The sequence below is a fragment of the Serratia sp. ASV30 genome (genome assembly GCF_016428815.1).
Classification (GTDB): Bacteria; Pseudomonadota; Gammaproteobacteria; order Enterobacterales; family Enterobacteriaceae; genus Chania; species Chania fonticola_C.
In genome coordinates this window covers 1-562 of record NZ_JAELTL010000178.1, presented here as the reverse complement: position 1 = coordinate 562, position 562 = coordinate 1, and the positions used below count along the sequence as shown (strand labels likewise).

The following is a 562-nucleotide window of genomic DNA, read 5'->3' as shown; positions in this document are numbered from 1 at the left end:
CAATAATAGCATCATTAATTCCAAGTTCCTTTAACGACTTCCTTAAGAAGGCAACATTATGATTTAGACTGCTATTCGATGGAGGGTAGCTATTCCTCTCCCAGACTCTATCCAGCAGAACATCGCGATGAATGGGCTCACTCTGCGCTTTGATGATTTCTGCCAACAGACCTGATTGCAATACAGACAGCTTAATAGCAGCGTGGCTTTGGTTTTTATAACGTAACCCTTCATTTTCTTTGAAGATAACGCTGTCATTGAAAATATACTCCATAAATTATCGCTGTAGGCGTTATCGCTCAGCCTATCCTCACCTCAGGTAAAATTTTAATCACTTCGCCATAGCTCCCCCATGTAGTCAACTAGGAGAAGTCTCATGATCGCTTATCACATAACTCCCAAACGAATGCAATTGACAGATGCAAATAAAAAACCATAGAGGGATTTTTATCCATGTTATTCAATGCAATTAAATGCTGATTTTTCCTGCTCACAGCCATTTGCGCTTCAACATTGTACACAATAGTCATTAAAACTTCAATTATCAAAATAACAGATAAAA

2 protein-coding genes are annotated in these 562 nt (G+C 38.3%); both read right to left on the bottom strand.

Annotation, left to right across the window (positions count from 1 at the left end; genetic code table 11):
• Window positions 1–274, bottom strand: a 274-nt coding sequence (locus tag JHD74_RS25985; RefSeq protein WP_199063907.1) for a winged helix-turn-helix domain-containing protein, incomplete at its 3' end; no start/stop codon positions are given.
• Window positions 275–374: 100 nt separating this feature from the next.
• Window positions 375–562, bottom strand: a 188-nt coding sequence (locus tag JHD74_RS26755) for a hypothetical protein (RefSeq protein WP_233169700.1), incomplete at its 5' end; no start/stop codon positions are given.